This is a genomic window from Brevibacterium sp. 239c, assembly GCF_900169365.1.
Taxonomy (GTDB): Bacteria; Actinomycetota; Actinomycetes; order Actinomycetales; family Brevibacteriaceae; genus Brevibacterium.
The window spans coordinates 82,498-104,702 of the sequence record NZ_FXZH01000004.1 but is presented as its reverse complement, the minus strand read 5'-3'; the positions used below and the strand labels follow the sequence as shown (position 1 = coordinate 104,702).

Annotated in this window: 18 protein-coding genes; 15 read left to right on the top strand and 3 right to left on the bottom strand. The window is 63.3% G+C overall.

What is annotated here, in order from left to right:
* Positions 1-21: 21 nt before the first annotated feature.
* From BSP239C_RS05260 to BSP239C_RS05240, 5 genes are all read left to right on the top strand, one after another.
* The gene (locus BSP239C_RS05260) at positions 22-1,242 is read left to right on the top strand and encodes an MFS transporter (protein ID WP_101570923.1); all 1,221 of its coding nucleotides are present in this window, start codon (positions 22-24) and stop codon (positions 1,240-1,242) included.
* 138 nt (positions 1,243-1,380) lie between these two features.
* Positions 1,381-5,088, top strand: a complete 3,708-nt coding sequence (locus BSP239C_RS05255; RefSeq protein WP_257930086.1) for an efflux RND transporter permease subunit — start codon at positions 1,381-1,383, stop codon at positions 5,086-5,088.
* Between the two features lie 24 nt (positions 5,089-5,112).
* A complete protein-coding gene (locus BSP239C_RS05250) occupies positions 5,113-5,874 on the top strand; it encodes a CPBP family intramembrane glutamic endopeptidase (RefSeq protein ID WP_101570635.1) in 762 nt (253 codons plus the stop codon).
* Positions 5,875-6,004: 130 nt separating this feature from the next.
* Entirely contained in the window at positions 6,005-8,479 is a 2,475-nt protein-coding gene (locus BSP239C_RS05245; protein WP_101570633.1) for a PhoX family phosphatase, read from the top strand.
* A gap of 164 nt (positions 8,480-8,643) precedes the next feature.
* Positions 8,644-9,129: a GNAT family N-acetyltransferase gene (locus BSP239C_RS05240; RefSeq protein ID WP_101570631.1), complete on the top strand. Its 486-nt coding sequence runs from the start codon at positions 8,644-8,646 to the stop codon at positions 9,127-9,129.
* A gap of 74 nt (positions 9,130-9,203) precedes the next feature.
* Here the strand turns inward: BSP239C_RS05240 and BSP239C_RS05235 are convergent, their stop codons facing one another.
* Positions 9,204-9,848, bottom strand: coding sequence for a VOC family protein (locus BSP239C_RS05235; RefSeq protein ID WP_101570629.1), 645 nt, complete (start codon positions 9,846-9,848; stop codon positions 9,204-9,206).
* Between the two features lie 101 nt (positions 9,849-9,949).
* Between BSP239C_RS05235 and BSP239C_RS05230 the strand changes: the two genes are divergently transcribed.
* Genes BSP239C_RS05230 through BSP239C_RS05220 form a run of 3 tightly spaced genes read left to right on the top strand, consistent with a single transcriptional unit; the run spans position 9,950 to position 11,858 of the window.
* Complete coding sequence (locus tag BSP239C_RS05230) at positions 9,950-11,065, top strand: phosphatidylglycerol lysyltransferase domain-containing protein (protein ID WP_101570627.1); 1,116 nt, start codon at positions 9,950-9,952, stop codon at positions 11,063-11,065.
* The gene (locus BSP239C_RS21040) at positions 11,062-11,442 is read left to right on the top strand and encodes a hypothetical protein (protein ID WP_101570625.1); all 381 of its coding nucleotides are present in this window, start codon (positions 11,062-11,064) and stop codon (positions 11,440-11,442) included. Before BSP239C_RS05230 ends, BSP239C_RS21040 begins: the two co-directional genes overlap by 4 nt.
* A 32-nt stretch (positions 11,443-11,474) precedes the next feature.
* Entirely contained in the window at positions 11,475-11,858 is a 384-nt protein-coding gene (locus tag BSP239C_RS05220; protein WP_145997408.1) for a hypothetical protein, read from the top strand.
* A gap of 6 nt (positions 11,859-11,864) precedes the next feature.
* Here BSP239C_RS05220 and BSP239C_RS05215 read toward each other — a convergent pair whose 3' ends face one another.
* Positions 11,865-12,350: an inorganic diphosphatase gene (locus tag BSP239C_RS05215; RefSeq protein WP_101570621.1), complete on the bottom strand. Its 486-nt coding sequence runs from the start codon at positions 12,348-12,350 to the stop codon at positions 11,865-11,867.
* 113 nt (positions 12,351-12,463) lie between these two features.
* On the opposite strand from BSP239C_RS05215, the gene dacB reads away from it, so the two are divergent.
* The 3 genes from dacB to tilS are packed head-to-tail and all read left to right on the top strand — an operon-like array spanning position 12,464 to position 15,958.
* The gene (gene dacB / locus BSP239C_RS05210) at positions 12,464-13,930 is read left to right on the top strand and encodes a D-alanyl-D-alanine carboxypeptidase/D-alanyl-D-alanine-endopeptidase (protein ID WP_101570619.1); all 1,467 of its coding nucleotides are present in this window, start codon (positions 12,464-12,466) and stop codon (positions 13,928-13,930) included.
* Positions 13,927-14,943: a zinc-dependent metalloprotease gene (locus BSP239C_RS05205; RefSeq protein WP_101570617.1), complete on the top strand. Its 1,017-nt coding sequence runs from the start codon at positions 13,927-13,929 to the stop codon at positions 14,941-14,943. Before dacB ends, BSP239C_RS05205 begins: the two co-directional genes overlap by 4 nt.
* Positions 14,930-15,958, top strand: coding sequence for a tRNA lysidine(34) synthetase TilS (gene tilS / locus BSP239C_RS05200; RefSeq protein WP_257930084.1), 1,029 nt, complete (start codon positions 14,930-14,932; stop codon positions 15,956-15,958). Before BSP239C_RS05205 ends, tilS begins: the two co-directional genes overlap by 14 nt.
* Before the next feature lie 41 nt (positions 15,959-15,999).
* Here tilS and BSP239C_RS05195 read toward each other — a convergent pair whose 3' ends face one another.
* Positions 16,000-17,250, bottom strand: coding sequence for an amidohydrolase family protein (locus BSP239C_RS05195; protein WP_101570919.1), 1,251 nt, complete (start codon positions 17,248-17,250; stop codon positions 16,000-16,002).
* Between the two features lie 111 nt (positions 17,251-17,361).
* Here BSP239C_RS05195 and BSP239C_RS05190 point away from each other — a divergent pair, with 111 nt between their 5' ends.
* From BSP239C_RS05190 to folE, 4 genes are all read left to right on the top strand, one after another.
* Positions 17,362-18,666, top strand: coding sequence for a CynX/NimT family MFS transporter (locus tag BSP239C_RS05190; RefSeq protein ID WP_101570613.1), 1,305 nt, complete (start codon positions 17,362-17,364; stop codon positions 18,664-18,666).
* A gap of 47 nt (positions 18,667-18,713) precedes the next feature.
* Positions 18,714-19,265 (top strand): hypoxanthine phosphoribosyltransferase, encoded by a 552-nt coding sequence (gene hpt / locus BSP239C_RS05185; RefSeq protein WP_101570611.1) that lies wholly within the window; start codon positions 18,714-18,716, stop codon positions 19,263-19,265.
* A 167-nt stretch (positions 19,266-19,432) separates the two neighbouring features.
* Positions 19,433-21,571, top strand: coding sequence for an ATP-dependent zinc metalloprotease FtsH (gene ftsH, locus BSP239C_RS05180; protein WP_101570609.1), 2,139 nt, complete (start codon positions 19,433-19,435; stop codon positions 21,569-21,571).
* A gap of 2 nt (positions 21,572-21,573) precedes the next feature.
* A complete protein-coding gene (gene folE / locus BSP239C_RS05175; RefSeq protein ID WP_101570607.1) occupies positions 21,574-22,197 on the top strand; it encodes a GTP cyclohydrolase I FolE in 624 nt (207 codons plus the stop codon).
* The last annotated feature ends 8 nt before the right edge of the window (positions 22,198-22,205 follow it).

Below are 22,205 nucleotides of genomic sequence, written 5' to 3'. Positions count from 1 at the left end.
GCCACCGCCGAATCGCGGCGACTGCCGAAGGAGATCTACGTACTCGTCGCCGCGGCCTTCATCGTGGCGTTGGGCTACGGCATCATCGCCCCGGTTCTGCCGCAGTTCGCCGCGAGCTTCAACTTCGGCGTCACCGCGGCCACGATCGTCGTCTCCTCCTTCGCCTTCTTCCGGTTCGTGTTCTCACCGACGTCGGGCCGCCTCGTCGACTCCTTCGGGGAACGCCGGATCTACATCTCCGGCCTCCTCATCGTCGCCGCCTCCACAGCGGCCGTGGCGTTCGCTCAGAACTACTGGCAGCTGCTGGTCTTCCGCGGCCTCGGCGGTATCGGTTCGACGATGTTCAGTGTCTCCGCGATGGCGCTGATCATTCGACTCGCACCCATCGACGCGCGGGCGAAGGCCTCGAGTACCTATGCCACCGCCTTCCTCGTCGGTAACATCGCCGGACCCGTCCTGGGTGGGGCGATGGCAGGCTGGGGCATGCGCATACCCTTCATCATCTACGCCGTCGGTCTGCTCATCGCGGCCATCGTCGTGCGCATCTTCCTCGCCTCCACCGCAGAAGCGGGATCTTCGACGAAGCTCGGGCGCGCTCGCCTCGAAGCGGCCAAAGGTGACCCACAGCAGGAGGTCATGACTTTCCGGCAGGCCTGGAGCGACTCCGCCTACCGCAGTGCGCTGCTGTCCGCGTTCGTCCAGGGCTGGTCGGCGATGGGCATCCGTGTGGCCATCTACCCGCTCTTCGCCATCCAGGCGCTCAAAGCCGACACCGCAGTGGCTGGGCTGGCGCTGACGATGTTCGCAATCGGCAACGCCTCGGCCGTGACAGTCGTCGGCAGGTTCGCCGACACCTACGGACGCAAACCCTTCATCCAATGGGGTCTGCTTGTCCTCGGACTGACCACCGCAGCCCTGGCCTTCACTGATGCGATCTGGCTGTTCTTCGTCTTCTCCATCGTCGCCGGCGTCGGATCAGGACTGGCGAACCCTGCCCAGCAGGCAACCGTGGCTGATGTCATCGGACGCGACCGCAAGGGCGGGCGAGTTCTGTCCCGCTACCAGATGGCTCTCGACGGCGGTGCCATCGTCGGTCCGATCATCGCCGGAGCCATCGTCGATCGCTTCGACTACTCGTGGGCGTTCCTGCTCACCGGACTCCTCGGCGTTCTGGCCGCTGCCTTCTGGTTCACCGGTCGTGAAACCAAGCCGCGCACGGGTCGGGAATCTCGCGAAGTGTAGGCCGCGAAGAACACCGTGGAGCGCCTGCTCAGGGTCCACTCATGTGTTGCTGACAACTTAACTCACTAGTATGGGGCACCGAAGCATTTTTTCTGCAGGCGATCCCTGCGTTTGCACCGCCGAAAAGAAAGTCCCCACGTGAGTTTTCTGACCCGCCTGAGCCTGCGAAACCGCGCACTCATCGCGCTCATCTCCGTCGTCGCCATCATCTTCGGAGTCATCGGAGCCGGTTCCCTCAAACAAGAGCTGTTCCCCTCTCTTGAGAACCCTCAGGCGACGGTCACCGCCTCCTATGAAGGTGCGACGCCTGAAGCCGTCGAGCAGGAGGTCACCGATCCGCTCGAAGGTGCGCTGACAGCGTTGCCGGAAGTCGAGGACATGACGTCGACGTCCTCGGCCGGCAGTTCGTCGATCACCGTGAGCACGAAGTATGGAGAGGACTCCGATGATGTCGTGAAGTCCCTCCAGCGTGCGGTCTCCCAGGTTGAGTCCACTCTGCCCGATGGGGTCGAGCCCACGGTCAACACCATGGGCACCGACGACATCCCGGTGCTGGCACTGTCTGTGACCTCGGACGCCGACGAGGACAAACTCGCGGCCAACCTCGATGACATCGCCGAACCCGAACTGAAGAAGATCGATGGCGTCTCACAGGTCATGATCTCCGGTGCGAAGACAAAACAGGTCGAGATCAGCATCCGCCAGGACGACCTCGAGGACGAGGGCGCGAGCCTCGACGAGATCGCCGGCATCCTCCAGTCCAACGGCGTTCCCACCTCGGCCGGCGAGCTCAAGGGCGACAGCGGAACTGCCCCGGTCGAGGTCGGCACCCGGATCCGCTCGGTCGACGCGATCAAGGACCTTGTCGTCACCGGCAAGGACGGCCCGATCAAGGTCTCCGACGTCGCCGACGTGAAGATCAAGAACGCTCCCGTCGATTCGATCTCCCGCACGAACGGCAAGCCTTCGCTGTCGGTGTCGATCATGAAGGAATCCGACGCGAACACCGTCGACGTCTCGCAGGAGGTTGCCGACAAACTGCCCGGGCTCGAGAAGTCCATGGGCGATGACACGAAGTTCGTCTCGGCCTTCGACCAGGCTCCATTCATCGAGCAGTCCATCCACGACCTGCTCAACGAAGGCGGACTCGGACTGATCTTCGCCGTCCTCGTCATCCTCGTCTTCCTGTTGTCAGTGCGAGCCACGATCATCACTGCGATCTCGATTCCGCTCTCCCTCCTCATCGCTATGGTCGGGCTGTGGATGGGCGGCGAGACCCTGAACATGCTGACTCTGGGTGCGCTGACGATCTCCATCGGCCGCGTCGTCGATGACTCGATCGTCGTGATCGAAGCGATCCGACGACGGCATTCCTCAGGTGGTGAGAAGTTCTCCAACATTCTGGCAGCGGTATCCGAGGTCTCTGGTGCTGTCACGGCCTCGACCCTGACCACTGTCGCGGTCTTCCTGCCCTTGGCATTCGTCAGCGGCCAGACGGGGGAGATGTTCCGTCCCTTCGCACTGACGGCCACCATCGCTCTGCTCTCGAGCCTGTTCGTGGCACTGACCATCGTGCCCGTGCTCGCCTACTGGTTCCTGCGTCAGCGGGAGGCGAAGGTCAAGCTCACGAAGGCGGAGAAGAAGGAGATCCGTCGCAACCGCAAGGGCATGCTCTCGGACTGGCGCAAAGAGACCAAGACCGCCAAGAAGGAGTCGAAGAAGCACAACATCCTCTCCACCGGCCGTCACGACGAGTCCGGCGCCGCGATGGCGGGAGCAGGGACTGCCGACTCACACGAGGGCACTCGCACCGCAACCGCAGGTGCCGCCTCGGCGGGCGCTGCCTCCACCGGCCCACGCTACGGCGAGGTCGAGGAGGAAGCCGGAGAGGTCGACGAGCTGGCGGGCATGCACTCGCCGGTCACGCGACTGCAGAAGACCTACATGCCGGTCATCGGATTCTCGACCAAGCACCCTGTCATCATGATCCTCGCCGCGGTCCTCATCCTCGTGGGCACCGGAGCAATGGTCCCGCAGCTGAAGACTGAGCTCTTCGGAGACACCGGCCAGGACAGTCTGCAGGTCGCCCAGACCTTCGACCCGGGCACCGATCTCGACGAGGCGTCGAAGCAGGCCGAACCGGTCGAGAAGATCCTCGAAGACAACAAGGACGTCGAGTCCTACCAGCTCTCCGTCGGTGGAACGACCTTCGGCTTCACCGATGACTCGTCCATCACCGGCACCTACATCGTCAACTCGAAGTCCGGAGTTTCGGCGCAGTCGATCTCTGACAAGCTGCAGAAGGACTTCGACGATCTCAAGGACGTCGGCCAGGTCGAAGTGCAGAGCCAGAGCTCAATGCCCGGCGCCCAGACCATCGACGTCACACTGTCGGGATCCGATGCCAAAGAACTCGACGACGCCACAAAAGCCGTCACGGACAAACTCGAAGGAGTCTCCGGTGCCCAGTCGGTGACCAGCGACCTAGAAGCGGTTCAGCCGGTCATCGAAGTCAAGGTCGATCACAAGAAGGCCGCGAAGGAGAACCTCACCGAGGCCACGATCGGGCAGTACGTCCAACGGGCGATGCACGGACAGAACATCGGCGAAGTCGTCATCGACAACGTTTCGCACTCGGTTTTGCTCTTCGACCGCAACGCGGACACCGTGGACAAGCTCAAGGATCTCAAGATTCCCGGAAAGCCCAAGGAGACGGCTCCACCCGCAGGCGACGCCGGTGCTGCAGGAGCCGCTGATGCAGGCGACGCGGCTGGCGGCGACGCTGGTGGTGCAGCCGGTGGCGCAGGCGGCGATGCTGGTGGCGCAGGCGGCAATGCTGGTGCAGCCGGTGACCCGGGTGCGCAGGCCGGTGCTCCGGCACCGACGTCGAAGCCGCGCTTCATCAAGCTCGAAGATGTCGCCGAGGTCAAGGAAGTCAAGACCGCTCCGACGATCCGACACACGGATTCGCAGCGTTCGACCACTGTCTCGGTCACGCCCGAGGGCGATGACCTGGGAACTGTTTCAACTGATGTGCAGAGCGCACTCAAGAATGTCGACCTGCCCGACTCCGTATCCGTTGACACCGGCGGTGCCACACAGGAGCAGAACGAAGCGTTCTCCCAGCTGGGCTTGGCCATGCTCGCTGCGATCCTCATCGTGTTCATCATCATGGTCGCCACGTTCAAGTCGCTGCTGCAGCCGTTGATCCTGCTGGTCTCGATCCCGTTCGCGGCCACCGGTTCCATCGCGCTGTCGCTTCTGACCGATACTCCGCTGGGCCTGACGTCGATGATCGGTCTGCTGATGCTCATCGGCATCGTGGTCACAAACGCGATCGTGCTCATCGACCTGATCAACCACTTCAGAGCTCGAGGGGTCGAACTGCGAGCGGCCATCGTCCACGGTGCCCGGTTGCGCTATCGACCGATCCTCATGACCGCCTCGGCGACGATCTTCGCGCTCGTGCCGATGGCCCTGGGGCTGACCGGCGGGGGAGTGTTCATCTCGAAGCCGCTGGCGATCGTGGTCATCGGCGGTTTGGTCAGCTCGACCTTGTTGACGCTGATCCTCGTGCCCGTCCTCTACCTCCTGCTCGAAGGGGCGAAGGAACGCCGGGCCGAGAAGAAGTACGTGAAGAACATGGCCCGTGGCCAGGTCCTCGATGTCGCCGAGGCGAGAGCCACACAAGGTCCGGATGCGACGGACCGTGCCGCCTCAGCAACATCCACCGCCGAGGCGGGTTCGGTGGCCACAGCCGAACGAACCGAGCGCGACGAGTCGACGCAGACGGTTGGTGACTCCGCGGTGGAGGACCCGGACGGGGACGACGCACCGAAGCACTGACCTGCTCCGGTTACAGTAGGATCCATGAGAAACGAGCTCGAACCGCAGGAGAAGAAGCGCCTGTGGTTCGAGCTCGGCCTCGTTGCAGCACTCTCGTTGGGACAGTCAGCTGTCTATGCGATCGTGCGTCTGTCCGACATCGCCACCCGCGGTCCGATCAGTGAAGCCCAGGCGAAGCTCAACACTTCGATGTCGCCGCGGCCCGGATTCGATCTCATCTACCAGATCCTCGGCATCGGGTTCACTCTTGTGCCCGTGCTCCTGGCCCTGTATCTACTCACTCGCGACACCGATGCCCCGCCCCTGAGTACACGCCTGGGCGTGAGAGGCCAGAGCGGGAAGGACCTCGGTCGCGGAACTCTCATCTTCCTCATCATCGGCATCGGCACCCTGGGTGTCTACGCGGGCGGCAGGGCACTGGGGATCACGGCCGAGATCCAGCCGGCCAACCTCGGCGATCATTGGTGGACCATTCCCGTGCTCATCCTGGCCGCGGCGAAGAACGGCATCCTCGAGGAGGTCATCATCTTCGGCTTCGGTGCAGAACGCCTCCAGCGTTTGGGTTACGGCATGTGGCCGATCATCATCAGCCTGGCCATCTTCCGTGCCAGCTATCACCTGTACCAGGGCATCGGGCCGTTCATCGGCAACGTCGCCATGGGCATCATCTTCGGGTGGTACTTCATGCGTCGGGGCAGGCTGGTGCCCCTGGTGTGGGCACACTTCATCATCGATGCCGTGGGCTTCCTGGCCCCGGGAATCCTCACCCTCATCGACATCGGCTGAACTGGTTCATGCGCAGTTCACCGAACGGTAGTTCTGGGTCCAACTGACCCTGAAAGTCTCGACTTGGTGAGCCCGACTCCGTTTTGTGAGGCGGGGCCGAGAGACTCGATCCGAGGAGACAAGCGAACCGATGGCACCCCTACGTGAACTTCTGCCCATGGCCGGACACGTCCGTGGCAAGCGCAGCCCCGTCACATGTGCACTCAAATGTGACAACGCGTGCACGAAGGCGATCTGCAACACCTCGTCCAACAGCTACTTCCGCGACATCGTCGGGGCACAGCTGTCTCGCCGGGCAGTGCTGGGGGCGTCGGCGGCAGGAGCATTGGCCATCGCAGTCACGACCGCACCGAGCTCGGCCACGCGTGCGGCAGCGGCCGCCGCAGGCACGGGAGGCAGCCTCGACTTCACTGCGATCGACCCGGTCCAGCACGAGGTCGATAAGTTCATCGTCCCCGAGGGGTACTCCTGGCATCCCGTCGTGCGCTGGGGTGACCCTCTGTTCCCGGACGCCCCGCAGTTCGATCCCGAGAACCAGAGCGTCGAGTCACAGCGCCGTCAGTTCGGCTATAACAACGATTTCCTCCAGATCCAGGTCGACGAGGGCGGAGACGGCAACCGGGCTCTCCTGTTCTCGAACCAGGAGTACACGAATGACGCGATTATGTACCCGGACAGCATGGACAAGGCCACCCAGCGTGCCATCAGCCGCGACGCACACGGGCTGACGGTTGCCGAACTGGTCAGGACCAACGAGAAGACACCGTGGAGGGTCGACGTCAACGGTGCAAACAACCGTCGCTTCCTCATCAACACCGAATACGAGTTCACCGGTCCGGCAGTCGGGTCCGATCTGCTCCGGACCAGGGATTATCCCAAGGGCGACAAGGCTCAGGGAACCCTGGGCAACTGCTCTGGCGGACTGACGCCGTGGGGCACATTGGTCTCCGGCGAGGAGAACTTCAATTCCTACTTCAAGGCACAGGGCACCTCGGCGGCGGACAAACGCTACGGCCTGAGCAACGAAGCCTCCGCGAACGGCTGGGAGGAAGACCTGCAGCGCTTCGACACGAACAACTCCGGCTACGCCAATGAAGCGAACCGATTCGGCTGGATCGTCGAGGTTGACCCACGTGATCCGGACTCGACCCCGCGCAAGCACACCAACCTGGGGCGTCTCAAGCATGAGGGCGCCAACATCACGATCGCGGACTCGGGCCAGGCCGTCGCCTACATGGGCGATGACGAGAAGTTCGACTACCTCTACAAGTTCGTGTCCAAGGGCAAGTACGTCGAGGGCGACCTGTCCCACAACATGACCCTACTGACCGAGGGCGACCTGTTCGTCGCGAAGTTCACGGGCAACTCCCCGAAGAACGAGATCGACGGCAGCGGCGATGTGCCGGCCGACGGTGAGTTCGACGGCAGCGGGCAGTGGCTGCCGCTGATCAAGAACGGCATATCACAGGTCTCGGGCATGGCCATCGACGAGGTGCTGGTCAACACCCGGCTGGCGGCCGACAAGGTCGGTCCGACGAAGATGGACCGCTGCGAAGACGTCGAGCCCAACCCGGTCAATGGGAAGATCTATGTCGCGTGTACGAACAACTCCGACCGTGGTGTGGACGGCAAGGCCGCAGCCGACGAGGCGAACCCGCGCACCGAGAACCGAGACGGACACATCGTCGAACTGACCGAACGCGGCGGCGACCACACCGGCACCGAGTTCGACTGGACCCTGCTGCTGGTCTGCGGTGACCCGAAACAGGGTGACACGACCTACTTCTCAGGCTTCCCCGAAGACCAGGTCTCGCCGATCTCCTGCCCCGACAACGTCACCTTCGACTCCGCCGGGAACCTGTGGATCTCCACAGATGGTGCACCAGACGGCATCGGCTACTGCGATGGTCTGTTCAAGGTCACCATCGACGGTGAGCAGCGGGGCCGCGTCGAGCAGTTCCTCTCCGTCCCACGCGAAGCCGAGGTCTGCGGGCCACTCGTCCACGACTCATACAACTCGGCGTTCGTGGCCGTCCAGCACCCCGGTGAGGACGGCGAATGGTCAGATCAGCACTCACGGTTCCCCGACTACGTTGATGAGTCAGATGTCGAGAAAGGTGTTGCGGCAGTTCCGCGCCCGACAGTAGTGCAGGTGATCAAGGGCAGCGGCGAAGAGCCCACTGAGGCTCCGACAGAGGAGCCGAAGGACACCGACGCCGAAGGCAACGAGGACGGTTCGGCCGACAGCGGCGACGGAAGCTCCTCATCCGAAAGTTCGAAGTCCGGCTCGCACGATGGCGCACAGGACGCTGCCGCGGCGGCCGGAGCGGCGGGTGCAAGTGACGCCGGTTCAAACGGCGGCTCAGGATCAGGAGGTTCGGGAACTGGCGGTTCAGGCGCGAACGGCGGATCCGGCTCCGGAGGCTCGGGTTCCGCTGGTGGCGGTGACCTGCCGCGCACAGGCAACGACAGTACCCTGCCATTACTCGGCGGAGGTGCGGGCCTGCTCGCCGCAGGCAGCGCGATGGCCGCTGCCGCGCACATGCGCAAGAAGAAGGCTGGCGAGAGCGTTGAAGACCTTCCCGAGGAGTCGGCGGTGGTCTGATCCGACGGGGCCCACCTGAAAAGTAGTCTCCACGACAAGCTCGGGGCGGTCGAAATGCTTCTCGACAAAGTGTCTGTGCGGCGTGCTCAGCACTCCGTCGTCCCACGTAGTCACGGCACAAGTCTATTCTTGCCCGCGCCGAACGGGCATGTTTAGCTGACAGGATGACTGAGACCCTCGCACTCCGTCCATTGCGTGTCGGCGACGCCGCCGAAATGGCGGTCGTTCTCTCTCATCCTGACCTCTACCGGTACACGGGAGGCGAGCCGCCCAGCGAAGCTGACCTCAATCGGCTCTATGGCATCCAGACGCGCGGTGGGCCTGCCGACCAGTCCGAGGTGTGGCTCAACGACATCGTCATCGTGGGGGACGCGCAGCGAGCTGTCGGATTCGTCCAGGCGACGCTTCCGGCCGATCAGCGATCGGCGGAGATCTCCTGGGTGATCGGGCGCCCGTGGCAGCGGCTCGGGTACGCAAGTCGAGCCGCGCGGCTCCTCATCGACGGCCTGCGTACGCGCGGAGTTGAGCAGGTCATCGCTCATATCCATCCAGATCACGAGGCATCTCAGCGCATCGCCCAAGGCATAGGAATGAAAGCATCCGACGTCGTCGTCGACGGAGAGGCCCGATGGGTCGGGTTCTTCGGATGATTTGAGGGCAGCACACCGAATCGGTGTGCTGCCCTCAATGCTCGCGGCTGTCAACCAGTATGGTCTGCAGCCACTCAGATGGTGACGAGGCCGTTCTTAGCGGTTTCGAAGCTGATCGACATGATGCCGGGGGTGCCGTGTGGTGACGACCAGTCGATGTGGATCTCCGGGATCGGCTTGGGATCCTGGGTTCCCAACCAGTCGCGGAGTCGGTCACGATCCCCGGCAATCTGAAGGGTGTCGATGGCGACGTCGCCATTGGTCTTGTAGGACGAAGGATGCTGAGACGAGTCGGCAGACCACTTGATGAAGAACGGAAGCTGAGGATCGGCGATGAGCCCCTTGATTCCGATCTGCAGCCACTTGAGTTCCAGACCTGATTCCGGGGTGCGGTTTCCGTCGACGGCCTTGCGTTCGAGACGGGTCTCCACTCCGGCGAGGTCATCGACCGAGACGCACCAGCCCATCCAGCCGCCTCCGAGCTCGGAGCGAGCTCGGACTGCTTGGCCGAAGGGTGTTGACAGCGCGGCCGGGTGCTCCAAGGCTTCGACGACTTCGAGATAATGACCATTCGCGAGAGGGAAGATCAGGTTTCTGGTACCGAATCGAGGATGCACACCACCGTCGTAGGGAACCACACCGAGCTTCTCCGAGATTCTCTCGGCAGTCGCTTTGTACCCGTCTGGTTCGCTGGCGAAGGACACATGATCGAGTTTCATACCTCGACAATCGCATAACCTGGCTCACACTTCTTATTAGGCTCACCTAAACTTTCGGTTCTGCTCGCGGGCGATTTAGGACTGGGGGTTCATCCAGGCGAGTGTGCAAACATCTCTTTCATGCGCACCGCAGCAGTGTCAGCACCCGGCACCCCGGCGTGTTCGTCCGGTGGCTGCCGCGCCTGCTAGTCCTGATCGCGGTGCTCATGCCCCTCCAGATCCTCATTCCCTCCGACAGGTGGGTCGGCACGGGACTGTCCTTCCTGTGGGCCTGGGTGGTCCCGGCGAACCCCGTGGACTTCGTGTCCTCGGTCGTTCTCGTCATCCTCGCCGGTGCCCTGAGCATTCGAAAAAGAGCCGCTTGGTGGGTTCTCCTCCTGCTGCTGGTGTTCACTCTCGTAGCCACTGGAGCGGTGGCTGTGGTGCTGGCGCTCGTCAAATCCTCGTTGCTGACGTGGGATCTGGACCAGCATGACCGTTCCGGCCCTTGTCCTCATCTGTCTGCTCGTCCATCGCGGTCGCTACACTGCCAAGACCCAGCCGTGGGGCTTCTTCAAAGCGCTCGCAGTTGTGGTCAGCGGAGTGCTTCTCACAGTCCTTGTAGTCTTGGCGGTCCAATTCCTCGCCGGGGGCTCTCCCTGTCCCAAGCGCGGCAGATCATCGCCGAACTCTTCGGATTCCGGGACTGCACGGACTCGAGTTGGATGCTCTCGTTGTTCGGCTTCGGGTCGGTTACCAGCATCATCCTCGCCTTCTGGACGATGCTGCGCTCCCAACGCTTCGCCGAGCACATCGACCTCGATGAGGAGCGTGCGATCCGCCAGTCTCTGGCAGATCATTCCAATGACTCTCTCGGCTACTTCAGCACCCGCCGTGACCGTTCGGCCCTATTCGCCGGCGACTTCAGCCTCGCTGACCTACCCGAAGTCCAGCGCGCCGTCGCCAACCTCACGAGGCTCGGCTACACCCTGCGAATCCGTCAGCAGTCTGAGACTCCTGCCGATGAGTTGGCCAGTCTGGCTGCGTTTGCCGATGAGTGGCGCGATGGGGAGACCGAACGAGGTTTCTCCATGGCGCTCGGTCGCATGGGCGATTCTGCCGATGCCCGCACTCTGCATGTTGAGGCGCTGTTCCCGGCCCACGACGCGAAGCATCCGCCGCCATCCCGGCGCCGAGAACGGGGTCACCGAATTCATGATCGCCGGGCTCATGCGTGAAGCTGGTGGCCTCGGAATCGCTGAACTTCGCCGTCTTCCGCACCGCCTTCGAACAGGGCAAGGAACTCGGCGAAGAGGAAGAGATCACGACGCAGACACTGATCGAGTCCATGCAAAACTTCGGCAGGCGCACTGGCGTCGACGTTCGTCCCAGCATGGGTTGGGGCACGCTGCTGCAGGCGATCTACGAGGAGGTCGCGGAATCGTCCACGGTCGCCCCCACCTTCTACACGGACTTCCCCGAGACCTCACCCCTGACCCGACAGCCGACAGCAGAGGAACGATCCGCTTCTGACAGAGAAGTGGGACCTCATCGTCTTCGGATCAGAACTGGCCACGGCCTGCTCCGAGCTCGTCGATCCCGTCTTCCAACGTGAAAGGCTCCTGGCTGCACTCTCTGGATACGTTCTTGTCTGCAGATGAGATCCGCGAATTCATGGCACATGTGTCCCGCCGGGGCATGCTGCGCCAAGTCAGCTCCGCCGATGGGCTCGCTCTCGGAGTCTTCGAAGACCAGTACGCGAACATCGAAACCTTGAAGGCAGCCTGCGCGGAATGGCTGAGCTACCGCAGCCAGGCGGCGGAACTGACGGCGCTGAGAGCCCGCACGGTTCCGGTTCAGACTCCCACCTCGGCGCTCTTCGCCTCCGCTCTTCCGAACCGGAGACGACTGTCGATCCTGGACCGCGGATTCTCATCCTTGGGCGTCACTCAGATCGAAGACACACGGCATCTGATGATGATCGACCGCCCGGAGGCGATCATCCGGGCGGTCGAGAAATGCAGTGTGTGACGTTACTCAGTGGGAGTCTTTGAAGCGCTTTATCGAAGCCTCGACTTCGGCTTCGGCCTCGGCGCGGCCGACCCAGCTGGAGCCCTTGACGTACTTGCCCGGCTCAAGGTCCTTGTAACGGGTGAAGAAGTGCTCGATCGAGTCCAGGGTGAACTGGTCGACGTCGCCGATGTCCTGGTAGCTCTCCCAGCGAGGATCGCCGGCCGTGACGCCGAGGACCTTGTCGTCGCCGCCGGCCTCGTCTTCCATCTTGAACATGCCGATGGGGCGCACATCGATGAGGACGCCGGGGAAGAGCGGTTCGGGCAGCAGCACGAGAACGTCGAGCGGGTCCCCGTCGTTGCCCAGGGTGTCTTCGAAGAAGCCGTAGTCTGCGGGGTACTGCATCGAGGTGTAGAGGTAGCGGTCGAGCTTGACTCGGCCGGTCTCATGGTCGACCTCGTATTTATTGCGTGATCCGCGCGGGATCTCGATTGTGGCCAAGAGTTCCATAGTGCTCCTTCAAGCTAGGGTTGCATCACTAGAATAGAGCTTACAAGTCCTCACGAACGAACAACCACAACGGTTACGGTGAGGACGACTGCGATGAGGATGAGAGCCAGCGTTTGAACCAGAGTCCTGAGGCGAAGAGGCGCAAGCCCTCGAAGAAGGCTGTCGCGGGCATCACCGCAGGCAGCCTCGCACTGGTGCTGGCCGGAGTCGCGGCCGTCGACGCCTACGATGTCTTTCCCGAACTCCCGGGGATCCTGACCACGGAGCCCGCCATCGAGGTCCAATCCGTCCCCGCACCGAAGGCTCAGGGGCAGGAAGTGCCCGCCCCCGCCTCGGCGCTGGAAGACTCTGCACCCGTGCCGACCAAGGTCGCCGACAAGGTGGACAAGGTTCTCTCCGACGCCAAGGTCAAGGGGTTCGGGATCGAAGTCCGTGACGGGCTCAGCGATGACATCCTCTACGCGAAGAACGAGAACAAACCTCGCACACCGGCCTCGGTGACGAAGGTGCTCACCGCCTCGGCGGCGCTGCTGACGATCGGCGGCGAGAAGCGTCTGAGTACGACTACGAACTTCGACCCATCCACGTCGACGGTGACCCTGGTCGGTGGCGGCGACGCCCTGCTGGGCGCGGGGGAGTCCCAGCCAGGTGCCGTGAACGGCCACGCCGGCCTGACGACGCTGGCGCAGCAGACAGCGGAATCACTGAAGAACGAGAACGTCGCCGAGGTGGCCCTGGACTTGGACACGTCCCGGTACTCGGGCGAGGACTTCAGCCCCGGATGGGAACGTGCCGATATCGCCAAGGGCGTCATCACCCCGGTCCAGCCGCTGATGATCGACACCGGTTACGTCGGCAGCACTGACAAGGAATGGCGCGGTCGCAGCGAACACCCGGCCAAGGACGCCTTCGCCGTCTTCTCCAAGGAGCTCAAGGCGGCCGGCATCACGGTCACCGACACCCCGAAGCCCGCCGCGAAGTCAGACGAGGACGCCAAATCTGACGAGGACGCGAAGTCCAGCGAGTTGGCGAGCGTGGAGTCGGCCACGATCTCCGAGATCGTGGAATACGCCCTCGTGCACAGTGACAACGTCGTCGCCGAGGTCCTCGGCAATGAGGTCGCCATCGCCTCGGATCAGCCGGGCAGTCTGGAAGCCGGGCCGAAGGCCGTCTTGGAGGTGCTCTCCGACTCCGTGGACCTGGGCAAGACTCACCTCGAAGACACCTCGGGCCTGTCCTATGACAACCAGATCAGCCCGCACGACCTGACGACCATTCTGCAGGCATCGGTCGTCGCTGACGACTCGCTCTCCAGCCTCATCAGCTACATGCCCGTGGGCGGACTCACCGGTACGCTCACGGACAGATTCACCAAAGATAAGAACGCAGCCGGCACGGTGCACGCGAAGACGGGGACCCTGTCGACTGTGACCTCACTGGCCGGCGGGGTGCTCGACGCCGATGGACGCTATCTCGTCTTCACCCTGCAGATCGACGACGTGGACAAGGACAAGATATTGGAAGCCAGGAAGACCGTGGACGACATCGTGGGAGCACTGGCGAATTGCGGCTGCCTATGATCATCGATGAGAAATTCGCCGCCCGCACAGCCAGGGAACTCGTTCCCGCAGCGCGAGTACCCGACACCGATGAACTCGACGCCCTGGTCGCCGGGCTCAAGGACAATGCTCTGACAGCGCAGGAATTGGTCGTCGACTCGTTCCTCCTCGATCCGACCCACGCCGACGATGTGCGCACCCGCCTGGGCGCCGGCTCCGTACTCGTGCTCGATCAGATCGGCTGGATCAAAGCCAACGCCCAATCACTCAACGGCATGGTCGACGTGGACTCCCTGCCCGCACCTGTCGGGCCGGGTGCGGCGAAGGCGGCCGCCGTGGAACTGGCAGGCGTGCTCTCGCTGCTGTCCACACGAGTCCTGGGCCAATTCGATCCCTTCGCCGTGGCCTCGGGGCGCCTGATGTTCGTCGCACCCGCCGTCCTGCTGGCCGAAGAAGCCATGAACGTGTCCCCGCGCGACTTCCGCATGTGGGTGGCCCTGCATGAGGCGACGCACCAGGTCCAGTTCGCCACCGCCCCCTGGCTGCGCGAGCACATGCGCTCTCTCCTGTCCCAGGTCGTCGCGACCCCGCTCAAGGCGCCTGGCATCAGAGGCCTCGCCGACGCCTTCTCCACGGTGGGCCAGATTGTCAAGGGCGATGCGAGCATGGTCGACCTGATCAAAGACGAAGGTATGCGCAGCGCACTCGACGAGGCCACGGCCATCCTCAGCCTGCTCGAGGGCCACGCGGACGTGGTCATGGATGAAGTCGGCATCGAAGTCATCCCGAGCGTAAGGAAGCTGCGCCGCAAGTTCGAAGCCCGCCGGGACGCTGGCCAGGGCGGGTTCCTGTCGAACCTGCTGGGTATGAATCTCAAACTCGCCCAATACCGCGACGGCGCCGCATTCGTCCGCGCCATCCGCAAGGAAGTCGGCCAGACCGGTTTCTCCGCCATCTATGCCAGCTCGGAGAACCTGCCGAGGAGCCAGGAGATCCACACCCCGAGCCTGTGGCTGGACCGTGTCCACGGCTGAGGCGACCCCACCTCGGCGACCGAGCCTTGACCCGGCCAGCGGGACGATCCGCAACTGTGTTCGTGCGGCGTTGGCCCAGGTGGGGGAGCAGCAGCAGCCGGACGTCATCGTCGCGGTCTCCGGGGGAGCGGACTCAATGGCGCTGCTGCACGCCTGCGCCTTCCTGCACCGACGAGGGGAGCTGCAAGCACGTGCCGTGACCGTTGATCACAGCTTGCAGTCCACTTCTGCCGAGGTGGCCCGCCGGGTCGTCTCCATCGCGGAATCCTGGGGTGTGCCCGCCGAAATCTCCACTGTCACCGTCGATGCTGGTGAGGAGGGACTTGAAGCCGCCGCCCGCGATGCCCGCTACGGCGCACTCGAGACCGCGAGAGTGGCTCACGGCGCAGATTGGGTGCTGACCGCCCACACCCGAAGCGACCAGGCGGAGACGGTGCTGCTGGGTCTGATGCGTGGTTCGGGCACGAGATCCCTGGCCGGAATGGCTCTGCAGACAGGGCAGGTGATCCGCCCCCTCCTCGACGTTGACCGGACCACGACCGTCGCCTCCTGTCGGGCTCAGGGCATCGAGGTCTGGAACGACCCGATGAACACCGACGACTCCTTCGCCAGGGTGCGAGCCCGCACCCTGCTGGCGACCCTGGAGACCGAACTGGGCCAACCCCTCACTGCGAACCTCTCACGCACCGCCGAATTGTGCCGTGCCGATGCCGACTGCCTCGATGATTGGGCTGAGACTCCCGCCGCCACTGTGCGTGGACGCGCCGAGGTGCCATTGACGGAACTGGCGGGAATGGAAGATGCGATCCTCTCCCGAGTCGTGCGCGAATGGCTGATCTCCCTAGATGTGCCGGCACAGAGTTTCGGGGCCGCCCGCGTCAGCGAACTGTGCGCCCTGATCCGCGAACCGGGGACTACGGGTCGCGCACACGCTCGTCTGTCACTGCCCGGCGACACCGAAGTCATCATCACCGCGCAGTCGCTGCGCTTCCGACGCGACGCAAAGACCAGCTGACTTCGGCACCCGGTCGGCCGGTTCAGCGCCGGTCAGTGGGCTCAGCGTCCGCTGTCGACCAGGTGACCGGCGGAGGCCACGAGCTCTCCGTTCTTGAAGACATCACGATCGGCAGGGCAATCCATGATCGCCGAGGTGACCGTATCGGCGGCGAGCAACATGAAATCCGCCGGTGCACCGATGCCCAGACCGAAACGAGCATCATCGACCAGAGCGGTTGCGTCCGGTCGCGCGCCGGCCATCACCTGCGCCCCACCGCGGGAGGCGATGTCCAGGCAGGTCTCGATGTCCTCATCGCGGCGAAGCCCGTTCGTGAACGCCAGCTGCCAGGTCCGGCGCAGCAGGTCACCGTCGCCGTAGGGACTCCAATAGTCGCGCTGACCGTCTTCGCCGAGGCCCAGCGCCACCCGATTCTCACGCAGGCCCCGCTGCGGCAGGACACCGTTCTGCGGTGCCACGGTCGTCAGTGAGATGCCCGCCTCGGCGAGGAGCTCGACGATCCGTTCGACCTCCGGCGTAGGATTCGAGCTCAGGGCGAAGGCATGGGAGATCGTCACCTGCCACTGCAGGCCGAGAGCCTTCGTGCGGTGAGCGATCTCTTCGACCGTGAACACACCTGCACTTCCGCGCTCATGGAGATGGATGTCGATGCCCTTCCCGTGCTTCTCTGCAAGACCGAAGACGACATTGAGATGCGCGACCGGATCACGGTCGTATTGGAGCGGATCGAGTCCGCCGACCAAGTCAGCACCCTCGTTCAACGCCGCATCGAGCAGGTCTCGCACACCCTTTTCGTGCACGATGCCAGCTTGCGGGAAGGCCACGATCTGAGAGTCGAGGACCGTGGAATGATCGGCCAGAGCATCCCGGACGCCGAGGAAGCGCTCCAGGCCGCAGTCGGCGTCGATCTGGGTGTGCGAGCGGATGCGGGTGCCTCCCGAGGAGACGATCTTTGCGATCACGTAGTCCGCCTGGTCACGGACGCTGCGCTCGCCTGACCGCCAGTTCGCCCGATCGTTCATGATGAAGCCGTGCAGTGTTCCGTCTGCCGTGTGGGGACGGAATGTCTGGCCCATGCGATTCGAATCGAGGTGGGCATGAACGTCGCCGAGGCTGGGCAGCAGTGCTCGTCCTGCCCCCTCGATGACGTCGCCGTCAGCGTCGGTGCGGTTAATCGCCTCCGCCGATCCACTCGGCGTGAAGGAGACGAAGCGACCGTTCTCGATCTCGACATCAACCGCCCGCGCATCGGCGGTACGGGGAAAGAGGCGAACATTTCTCAGAGTGGTCATCATCATCCTTCATCGTCGACAGGGCGCCTGGACCTCAAATGGTATACCGTGATGCGGCTCGGAAAAGGGGGCCATGGTCCGAGCCTGTACATCGTCTGAAAGGATGACCCAATGACCCCTCAGCCTGAACACGGCCATCGTACTGGTCGAGGACTCGATGTGCTGGCGCTTGCGTGCCTCATCCTCATCGCCTGCTCGCTGCGACCGGCCGCATCGTCGCTGGGCCCCGTCCTCTCCGAAGTCCAGGGCGCATTCACCTTGGTCGAATGGCAGACGGGCCTGCTCACAGCACTTCCCGGACTGATCTTCGCGATCTGCGGGTTCATCGCCGTCCCCGTGCTCAAGAAGATCGGGCTCTTCAACTCACTGCTGATGACCTGCGTGCTGATCACCGCGGGTGTCGGCGCCCGGGTGCTCGTCGACGGCTGGGTCGCCTTCGCCGGACTGACCGTCGTGGCCCTGGCCGGAATGTCGATCGGAAACGTCATTCTGCCGGTCTACGTCAAGGCACGCTTCCCACATCGAGCCAACCTCGGCGCTACGGCCTTCACCGTGTCCCTGGGGATGGGCTCGATGTTCCCCGCGTTCCTCACCGCACCCGTCGCCAGTCACTTCGACAACTGGCGCGTGGGACTGGGCATGTGGGCGCTCGTGCCGGCATGTGCACTGGTCACCTGGATCATCCTCAAGCTCGCCCGATCCGTACCCAACTTGGATCAGTCCGAGCAGGACACGCACGAGGTGGCCCCACCTCGGCGACACATCTTCACCTCGGCCAAAGCCAGGTACATGGCGATGTTCTTCGGTCTGCAGTCGGTCAACGCCTACGTCCAGTTCGGGTGGCTGCCGCAGATCTACCGTGATGCGGGACTCGACCCGGTTCTCGCCGGAATCATGCTCACGGTCGTCACCTTCGGCGGAATCCCCGGCGGCTTCCTCGCCCCGCAGATCATCATGCGCAACATTTTGCCGCGCTTCTTCCTCGTCAGCTTCTCCGTCAGTGCCGTGGGCGGCTACCTCGGGCTGCTCCTTATGCCCACCACTGTGCCGGTGCTGTGGGCCATCCTCCTGGGCTACGGCGGTTTCGCCTTCCCGGCTGCGCTCGCCCTCATCACGGGCCGCACGCACGCCGTGTCGATCACCGCCCGAACCTCCGCATTCGTGCAGTCCAGCGGCTATGTGCTGGCTGCGATCGGGCCCTTGGCAGTCGGGGGACTCCTCGGACTCAGCGGCGGCTGGTCGGTTCCGTTGTGGTTCATGATCGGTGTGGCAGTGCTCATGGGCGTGACCGGATACCTGGCCGCAGCCCCGGGCACGGTCGACGATGATCTGGCCACATCGGACCGCCATGGTGGTAAGACAGTCCTCCACAGCGGCACGACAGACCTCCGTGGTGGCACGCCAGGGCAGAAGTGAATCATAATGGAGACACACCCCACCCCAAGCGAGGAGAAACGACTTCAGTGGACATCAACGATCTCGGCAATGACATCGAAAAAGTACTCGTCTCGGAAGAACAGATAGCCGCACGACTCGTTGAACTGGCGACCGCCATCGATGAAGACTACAAGGGCAAGGATATTCTGCTCGTCGGTGTCCTCAAGGGCGCTGTCATGGTCATGGCAGATCTGGCTCGCGCGCTCCATTCGCCGGTCACCATGGACTGGATGGCCGTCTCCTCCTACGGTTCGGGCACCAAATCCTCCGGTGTCGTGCGCATCCTCAAAGACCTCGACACGGACCTCTCTGATCGTCACGTGCTCATCGTCGAGGACATCATCGACTCCGGTCTGACCCTGTCCTGGCTGGTCCAGAACCTGCGTTCGCGTGGAGCGGCGACCGTTGAGATCTGCACGATGCTGCGCAAGCCCGAGGCGGTCAAGGTCGACATCGACGTCAAGTACATCGGCTTCGACGTTCCCAACGAATTCGTCATCGGCTACGGACTCGACTACGCGGAGAAATACCGCAACGTTCCGTTCGTCGCCACCCTGGCTCAGCACGTCTACAGCTGAGCATTGCGCATGAGCGTTCCGCGCATTGACTGAGTGCTTGTGGCACCGGGGAACAAAACCGGGTGCATTCGAGCTATGTCACTGCGAGGTATTAGGCTGTGGGGGATGTTCCCAGGCAGCCTCGGTAGCCTGAACAGGTTGCCCACATCTTTTTCCTGAGAGGACTTATGGCCGAGTCGAATAAGCGTCGCCCACTGCTCAATAAGGCGACGAAAGGCCCTTTGGTCTGGATCGTGTTGGCACTCCTCGTAGTGTCCATCGGAGCTCTGCTCTTCAGTCGAGTCGGATTCAGCCAGATTGACACCGAGCAAGGTCTCAAACTGCTCCAAGACGACAAGGTCGAACAGGCTAAGATCGTCGACAAGGACCAGCGCGTCGATCTGACCTTGAAAGACGACCTCAAGATCGAGGACAAGGACTTCGGCAAGAAGGTTCAGTTCTTCTACGTGGAGCAGCGTGGAGAACAGATCGTCAAGGCCGTGGATTCGGCCGAGCCCAGCAAGGGATACACCGACGAGGTGCCCAAGCAGAGCTGGCTGATGTCCCTGCTGGGGACCCTCATCCCATTCGTGATCATCTTCGTCGTCTTCTGGTTCCTCATCTCGCAGATGTCGGGCGGGAAGATGATGAACTTCGGCAAATCGAAGGCGAAGCTGGTCAACAAGGAAAATCCTGACATCACGTTCAAGGACGTCGCCGGAGTCGATGAGGCTCTCGAGGAACTCGAAGAGATCAAGGAGTTCCTGGCCGAACCCGAGAAGTTCAAGGCCGTGGGAGCCAAGATCCCCAAGGGCGTCCTCCTCTACGGTCAGCCCGGTACCGGCAAGACCCTGCTGGCGAAGGCCGTAGCCGGTGAGGCTGGCGTTCCCTTCTACTCGATCTCCGGCTCGGACTTCGTTGAGATGTACGTCGGTGTCGGCGCTTCCCGTGTGCGTGACCTGTTCGAACAGGCCAAAACGAACGCACCCTGCATCATCTTCATCGATGAGATCGACGCCGTCGGACGCCAGCGCGGAGCAGGCATGGGCGGTGGCCATGATGAGCGCGAACAGACGCTCAACCAGCTGCTCGTCGAAATGGATGGGTTCGATGTGAAGACCAACGTCATCCTGATCGCCGCTACGAACCGTCCCGACGTGCTCGACCCGGCACTGCTGCGCCCCGGTCGCTTCGACCGTCAGATCCCCGTCGAGGCCCCAGACATGAAGGGCCGTCAGCACATCCTCGAAGTCCACTCCGAGGGCAAGCCCCTGGCCGAGGACGTCGATCTGGCGCAGATCGCCAAACGCACCCCGGGATTCTCGGGTGCCGACCTGGCCAACGTCCTCAACGAGGCAGCACTGCTGACCGCGCGTGAGAACTCGAAGGTCATCGACAACCACATCCTCGACGAGGCGATCGACCGAGTCATCGCCGGACCGCAGAAGCGGACCCGCCTGATGAACGACAAGGAACGCCTCATCACCGCCTACCACGAGGGCGGACACGCCCTTGTTGCCGCAGCGATGAACCAGACCGACCCGGTCACCAAGGTCACCATCCTGCCCCGCGGCCGAGCCCTGGGCTACACCATGGTCCTGCCGAGTGAGGACAAATACTCCACCACCCGCAACGAACTGCTCGACCAGCTCGCCTACGCCATGGGCGGTCGTGTGGCCGAGGAAGTCGTCTTCCACGACCCCACGACGGGTGCCAGCAACGACATCGAAAAGGCGACGAACATCGCCCGGAAGATGGTCACCCAGTACGGCATGAGCGACAAACTGGGCATGGTCAAGATCGGCGATGATCAGGGCGAGCCATTCGCCGGGCGCGGCTACGGCGGCGGAGATGAGTACGGCGATGCGACGCTGTCCTCGATCGACCGTGAGGTCCGAGAGATCATCGACGCCGCCCATGCAGACGCCTACTGGGCGCTCACGCACAACCGCGACGTCCTCGACGACCTCGCCTACCAGCTGCTTGAGCGGGAGACTCTCGATCAGGCGGCACTGGCGGAGATCTTCATTCCCATCGTCAAGCGCCCCACCCGCGATGTGTGGCTGGCCAACGATGAACGTCCGGTTTCCGAACGTGGCCCGATCGTCCCGCCTGCTCCCTTGAGCGGGGATCGCAACGGTCAGGGCAACGGCAACTCTGAGGCCGACACCACGGACGCCCCGGGCGCCGGACCCACGGGGGTGAACGGACCTCATGTTCCCCATAACCCAACGGGACCGATCAATCCCAATGATCCGACCGGCTCAACAGGACCAACCGGCCCGACCGGACCACACAATTCCGAAGGCAGCGGAGAGAACGGCTAGTGATGTCAGAGCTCGAAGAGGTGACGGAGGTCCTCGGTGAGGCACCTGCCGGCACCGGCAACAAGGTCGATCAGCCTCGGATCGCCGCAGCTGTGCGTGAGATCCTCATCGCCGTCGGCGAGGACCCTGATCGCGAAGGGCTGCTGGAGACCCCGGCCAGGGTCGCCCGCGCCTATGAAGAGATCTTCGCCGGACTCCACCGCGATCCGGCTGACGTCCTCGGCGTGACCTTCGACATCAGCCACGAGGAAATGGTCCTCGTTCGCGACATCGACCTGTATTCGACGTGCGAACACCACCTGGTGCCGTTCCACGGAGTAGCACACATCGGCTACATCCCCAGCAAGAACGGCAAGGTCACAGGGCTGTCCAAACTGGCACGGCTCGTCGAGATATATGCTCGCCGCCCTCAGGTCCAGGAACGACTGACGACTCAGATTGCCGATGCCATCGTCGAGCATCTCGAACCTCAGGGCGCGATCGTCGTCGTTGAGGCCGAACATCTGTGCATGACCATGCGGGGAGTCCGGAAACCCGGTGCCTCCACCGTCACCTCGGCGGTGCGCGGGCAGCTGCGCGAAACAGCATCCCGGGCAGAAGCCATGAGTCTGATCCTCCGGAGATAGAGGTCTCA